Source organism: Dellaglioa sp. CoH-57-MRSF-17 (assembly GCF_056782015.1).
Genome location: NZ_JBXAXY010000039.1, coordinates 1 through 527 on the forward strand (window position 1 = coordinate 1; position 527 = coordinate 527).

General features: G+C 55.4%; 1 protein-coding gene. It reads left to right on the plus strand.

All coding sequences use genetic code 11. The features are described from left to right. Window positions 1–511 (plus strand): NUDIX domain-containing protein (locus tag AC1RPJ_RS07740; RefSeq protein ID WP_481762838.1); only part of this gene is annotated, 511 nt, incomplete at its 5' end. Window positions 512–527: the final 16 nt, after the last annotated feature.

Below are 527 nucleotides of genomic sequence, written 5' to 3' on the forward strand. Positions count from 1 at the left end.
GTATGGCGCGTGCCCACAAAACCCGAATCCGGGTCGAAGTACTTGCCAACAAAAAGGAGAATACATGACCGGTAACGACACGCACGTAATAGGTGTTGCGTGCATCATACAAGACCCACAGAACGGAAGGGTGCTGCTTCAGCATCGCGCCAAGGACCCGGGATCGGGTCTGTACGTGCTTCCGGGCGGCAAGCTCGAAGCTGAACGTGCCGATGTCGGAATGGCTCGTGAGCTGCGCGAAGAGCTTTGTCTCGACCTAGACCCTGCGGGGCTGCGGCCCGTGTGGCATGCGAATGATACGCTGGGTAACGGTGATCCTCTTCTCATGCTCTATTTCCGAGCATACGCGTTTGCAGGCGAAGTACGGAACGCTGAGCCTGAGAAGTGTCATGGTCTGGTGTGGTCACACATCTACACGTTTGCTGAGGCGGACCCTCTGCATTTTATGAATCTGCCGATGTGGGAAAATGATAGACAGGCGCTTCGCGCCACGCTACAATTCCTCCGTTGATCAAATAAGGAGGATG